General features: G+C 71.6%; 4 protein-coding genes and 1 pseudogene. 4 read left to right on the top strand and 1 reads right to left on the bottom strand.

Annotation, left to right across the window (positions count from 1 at the left end; all coding sequences use genetic code 11):
* The 3 genes and pseudogenes from ROTAS13_RS19225 to ROTAS13_RS19215 all read left to right on the top strand — a co-directional run.
* A pseudogene (locus tag ROTAS13_RS19225) lies at positions 1-269 on the top strand (RNA pseudouridine synthase); the annotation flags it as partial.
* 106 nt (positions 270-375) lie between these two features.
* On the top strand, positions 376-1404 hold the full coding sequence (locus ROTAS13_RS19220) for a sensor histidine kinase (RefSeq protein WP_171979159.1): 1029 nt from the start codon (positions 376-378) through the stop codon (positions 1402-1404).
* Between the two features lie 59 nt (positions 1405-1463).
* Entirely contained in the window at positions 1464-2099 is a 636-nt protein-coding gene (locus tag ROTAS13_RS19215) for a DedA family protein (RefSeq protein WP_019459611.1), read from the top strand.
* A gap of 390 nt (positions 2100-2489) precedes the next feature.
* Here ROTAS13_RS19215 and ROTAS13_RS19210 read toward each other — a convergent pair whose 3' ends face one another.
* Positions 2490-3215 carry a hypothetical protein gene (locus tag ROTAS13_RS19210; RefSeq protein WP_075823129.1) on the bottom strand — a complete coding sequence of 242 codons (726 nt, stop codon included), beginning with the start codon at positions 3213-3215 and terminating at the stop codon, positions 2490-2492.
* A gap of 326 nt (positions 3216-3541) precedes the next feature.
* Between ROTAS13_RS19210 and ROTAS13_RS19205 the strand changes: the two genes are divergently transcribed.
* A complete protein-coding gene (locus ROTAS13_RS19205; RefSeq protein ID WP_019459609.1) occupies positions 3542-4693 on the top strand; it encodes a PA0069 family radical SAM protein in 1152 nt (383 codons plus the stop codon).
* The last annotated feature ends 182 nt before the right edge of the window (positions 4694-4875 follow it).

Here is a 4875-nt window from a genome sequence, read left to right as displayed (position 1 = left end):
GGCGTGTGCTGGGGCGCGGCCCTGGCCTGACCTGGCTGGAGCTCCGCCCCGCCACCGGCCGCACGCACCAGCTCCGCCTGCATTGCGGGATGATCTGCGGCCCCATCCTGGGGGACCCGCTCTACGGCCAGCCGGCCCCGGGGGGTCTGCACCTGCTTGCCCGCGCCCTGCGCCTGCCGCTGGAGCCGCCGCGCGCGGCCGAAGCGCCGCTGCCTGGGGCCATGGGCGCGGGCTTCGCCGCCTGCGGCTGGACGCCGGGCGGCGCCTGAGGCCGGGGCCGATGCCCGCTCCATGCCCTCCAGCCCGATGCTCGCGAGGGTTTGCGGTGGGCACGATCGCGAAGCCCTCGACGTCCTGCGGCGTCGCTGTCATCCCATGCCCGCATGGGTCCCGCATGAGCACGGAGAGCTGAGGTTGGACGGGCAGGCGAGATCGCAGCGCCTCGGCCATGGCTGGACCAGCGGGCAGCGTCTCGCCGCGCTCTATGGCGGCTATGCGCTGCTGGTCCTGCTGGTCGTGCTGGCGCAGCTTCGCTGGACGGACGGCGAGAGCACGGGGCCGGTGCTGCTGTCGGGCCTGCTGCTGCTGCTGGGCCTGGGCGGAGTGGCCTGGGCCTCCCGCACGCTGGTCGTCCAGCCGGTGGCCGCCGCGGCGCGCCGGCTGGAGGAAGGCGGCCCCCTCCCGGTCGCCTCCGGCCTCGCCGGCGACGACTACGACGAGCACCAGGCCCCGGCGGAGATCGCCGAGCTGGTGCAGCGCCTGGGCGCTGCCCGCGCGACCCAGGAGGAAGCGGTGCGCCTGCGCGACCTGCTGCTGCGGGAATCGCACCACAGGCTGAAGAACCACCTGACCCTGCTGGGCTCCTTCCTTCGGATGCAGGAGCGGCAGATCGACGACCCGGCCGCCCTGGCGGCGCTGCGCGCTGCACAGGGACGGATGATGGCCATCGCCGCCACCTATGACCTGATGCACGAGGCCGGGGCGGCGGAGGTCTCGCTCGACGGCATGCTGGAACGCCTTGCCCGGGCGTTGCCGGAGCGCGAGGGCTCGGCGGTTCCCATGGATACCGAGCTGGCGCCGGTCTCCGTGCCGGCCGACGTGGCGGTCAAGCTCGGCCTGGTGGTGAACGAGCTGGCTACACACGCCCTGCGCCATGGCCCGCCTGGGGGCCGGGTGCGAATCGTCCTGCGGGCCGAGGGGGATGGCCTCGTGCTCCTGGTCAGCGACGAGGGACAGGGGCAGCCGGAGGGTCCCAAGGGGCTGGGCATGACCATCGCCGAGGGCCTCGCCCGGGCGCTGGGCGCGCGCCTCGGCCGCCTGCCGCCGCCGCAGAACAGTTGGGAGGTCGCCTGGTCCCCACGCCGGGACCCGGCCAGGAATCAGGGGCAGGCCGCGGCCTCGTGAGGATCCCTGCCCCTGCATGATCGCTGGCCAGGGGCCGCCGAGGATGTTAACAATCGTTCATGATGGATGAATGGACCGCCGCCTTCGAGGGCTGGATGCGCGCCAATGCCGCCTGGGTCGGCCCCGCCACCTTTCTCGTCGCCTTTCTGGAATCCTTTCCCGTGGTCAGCATCGTGGTGCCCTCCACGGCGCTGCTTCTCGCCATCGGCGCACTGATCGGCGGCGGACTGGCGGACCCCTGGCCGGTGCTGGCCGCCTGCGCCCTGGGCGGCATGCTGGGCGATGCCGCCGGGTACTGGCTGGCGCGGGCGGTGGGCCCCTATGCGGTGCGGCGGCGCCTGCCGGCTTCCTGCCGGCGGGTCTATGCCTGGTCGGTCACGGTGTTCCGGCGCTGGGGCTGGTGGGCGGTCTTCGCCGGGCGCTTCCTCGGCCCCATGCGGGCGGTGACGCCGCTGGCGGCCGGCGTGACCGGCATGCGCAACCGCGCCTTCCAGAGCGCCAATATCCTGTCCGCCCTCCTCTGGGCGCCGCTGGTGCTGATGCCCGGCTCCATCGGTGGCTGGCTGGCGCGGGAACTCGGGCAGGAGCCCGATCCGCTCCTCCTGGCCGCCACGGCCGGCGGCGCCCTGCTGCTCTGGCTGAGCTACCTGCGGCTGAGGCCCGTGCTGAGCGGTGCGCTGAAGGCAAGGCGCTGAGCCGTCGCACTTCCGCCCGGAGGGCGAGGTCCTACCTGGCCTTCGACGTCGAGGCAGTGCCTCGACCCCCGATACCCCCTATCCGCCAGGAACCCGGTCAAACGCATACGTTGGACCCTGGACCTCCCACTCGTTGACGCTCTCTGACGCCGGATCGCGCCGGAGAGCCTAGCCCTCCAGCGATATCGGTGCGGACAGGGTGTTCCACTCGTTTCCCGAGCCCCACCTGTCCGTTCAGCCCCCGGGGATCGGGGCATAGGCCAACGCCCGCCACGGCTGCCAGCACAGGGAGCCCAGGGCGTGCAACCTCCTAGCGGAAAGGGGATTCCGGGGCGAGAGGCGGCGCCTCTCCCCCGGGGCTGGCCACGGAGGCCCCGCCGGCAGTTCCTTCTACCCGGCCAGCCCTGCCATCAGGCCGAGCCTGCGCGGCACCGCCGGTGGCGGCATGACGGACGGCACGGGCCTCACGCCAGCCAGTCCGGCGGGCGCGGTGGCGTAGCGAAGGTCGTGACCCTCGGCGAGCATCTGCCGGAACAGAGCCGCCATCGAGAGATCCTGACCGCCGCGCCGCTCCAGGCGGTTCAGCACCTGCCGGAACAGCGCCACGGAACGGAGGCGGTACAGGCCAGTGCCGCAGAGCCGGGACAGCCCGCGCTGCTCGGACAGCTCTTCCAGCCGCCCCACCGCATCCCCCTGGACGAAGCCGCGAAAGGGGCGGCCGTTCTCGCCGCATTCCAGCCAGCCATCCGCCCCGGGGACCGGCGGCAGATGGGACAGGTCCGCCAGCGCCTCCGCGCCCAGGACCATCAGCGGCGCCTCGACAGGGGCGCCGATGGCGCCGAGGCCGAGGCGCACCGTTTCCGCCTCCCCGCGTGTCGGCCGGGACAGGGCGACGAGTTCCGCGGCGGTGCCATAGGCCGCCAGCCGGCCGTGCAGGAACTCCGCCACGCCCGGCCGGTCGAGATGGATGATCAGCAGGCTGGAAGCGGGGCCACTGTCCGGCAGGCCCGCGAGGAAGCGGTCCAGCAGGGACGGGCCGCCCTCCGCGCCGCGCAGCCATTCGGGCGGGATCTCGTCGTTGCGACCCGGACGGCCGACAGCAGGGACCACGATCATGTCGCCGGTTCCCGGTCCCCAAGGGGAGATAGGGAGGGGACGAGTGAAGACGGGGGCATAGGGGTCATGATCGACTCGGATCGGCTCCGGGCAGGGCAAAGGCATGAAAGGAAAATACATCCATAGAGTGTATCAGTTCCAAAACAATCAACCCTGAGTCAATGTCCAAAGTGAGTGGTGGGCGATTCGATGTTCCCATATTGTTCTTGACCTGACGGTGCCCTGAACCCCATATTCGGCAGGAACGAAGAAAGAACGCGGCCACGTTTCCCCCGTGATCCCCCACGGGGACCCCACCGTGGCCGCCCCGGACGGAGCTTCGTGTCATGCCCGATGGCAGCCTGGGCCGCCCCCTCGCCCTGACCGGGTCCCCCCTTCCCGGTGTCCGCAGAGGCCGTGGTGCCTCCGCGAACCCTGCCATCCGCTACGAAAGCTCCGTCCGGGACCCCTTCGACGACGGCTGGAACACGCTGCCCGAGGCACTGGCGGAACTGCCGCCCCTCGCGACCACCCTGACGCGGGATGTCACGCGCAAGGCCCTGGCCTGGAACGACAGCCCGGATCTCGGCTTCGACCGCAGCATCAATCCCTACCGAGGCTGCGAGCATGGCTGCATCTACTGCTATGCCCGCCCGACCCATGCCTGGCTGGGCCTCTCGCCGGGCCTGGATTTCGAGACGCGGCTGGTCTTCAAGCCCGAGATCGCCACGCTGCTGGAGAAGGAGATGCGCCGGCCCGGCTATGTGCCGAAGCCCATCGCGCTCGGCTCCAACACCGATCCCTACCAGCCCGTGGAGCGGCGGCTGCAGCTGACCCGGGCGGTGCTGGAGGTGCTGGACCGCTTCAACCACCCGGTCTCCATCGTCACGAAATCCGCCGGCGTGCTGCGGGATATCGACATCCTGCAACGGATGGCGTCCCGCAACCTCGTCCATGTCTGCCTGTCCGTCACCACGCTGGACCACAGGCTGGCCCGGCTGATGGAGCCCCGCGCCGCGGCCCCCATACGCCGCCTCGCCGCGCTGCGTGCGCTGACCGAGGCCGGCATCCCCACCGCCGTCCTGGCAGCGCCGATGATCCCCGGGCTGAACGATGCCGAACTGGAGCGCATCCTGGGCGCCTGCCGCGAGGCCGGGGCGAGCCGGGCGGGCTACGTGCTGCTCCGCCTGCCGCTGGAAGTCGCGGAAATGTTCGAGACCTGGCTGCGGAATCACTATCCGGATCGTGCCGCCCGCATCCTGGCGCTGATCCGCGAGACGCGCGGCGGGCAGAGCTACGATTCCCGCTTCGGCATCCGGCAGGTCGGCACCGGGCCCTATGCCGACACGCTGCGCCAGCGCTTCCACCTGGCCCTGAAGCGCTTCGGCTACGGCCAGACCTTTCGCGGCGCCGGGGGGTGCGGCGACGATCCCCTGGACTGCTCGCGCTTCACCGTGCCGCCCTCGGAGGCCGCACCGCAGCAGCTCAGCCTGTTCTGACCCACTCCCGAACGGAAAGGGCCCGCCGGATCGCTCCGGCGGGCCCTTTCCATATTCCCGTGGGGATCCGGCTTTTCAGGCCGCCCGCAGCGCCTTGGGCAGCTCGGCCACGGAACGGTCCACCAGCGCGGCATCGGCCCTGTCTCTTGATCACATCTACGCACAGCTCCACCGTAAGGCGA

Source organism: Roseomonas sp. TAS13, from assembly GCF_001950415.1.
GTDB lineage: Bacteria > Pseudomonadota > Alphaproteobacteria > Acetobacterales > Acetobacteraceae > Roseomonas > Roseomonas mucosa.
The sequence above is the reverse complement of the archived record's forward strand: the minus strand, read 5'-3'. Positions and strand labels throughout refer to the sequence as shown.

Bases quoted from the DNA above. Each gene is read 5' to 3' on its own strand.
- ROTAS13_RS19220 (WP_171979159.1), top strand. From the start codon at position 376: ATGCCCGCATGGGTCCCGCATGAGCACGGAGAGCTGAGGTTGGACGGG.
- ROTAS13_RS19215 (WP_019459611.1), top strand. From the start codon at position 1,464: ATGATGGATGAATGGACCGCCGCCTTCGAGGGCTGGATGCGCGCCAAT.
- ROTAS13_RS19210 (WP_075823129.1), bottom strand. From the start codon at position 3,215: ATGATCGTGGTCCCTGCTGTCGGCCGTCCGGGTCGCAACGACGAGATC.
- ROTAS13_RS19205 (WP_019459609.1), top strand. From the start codon at position 3,542: ATGCCCGATGGCAGCCTGGGCCGCCCCCTCGCCCTGACCGGGTCCCCC.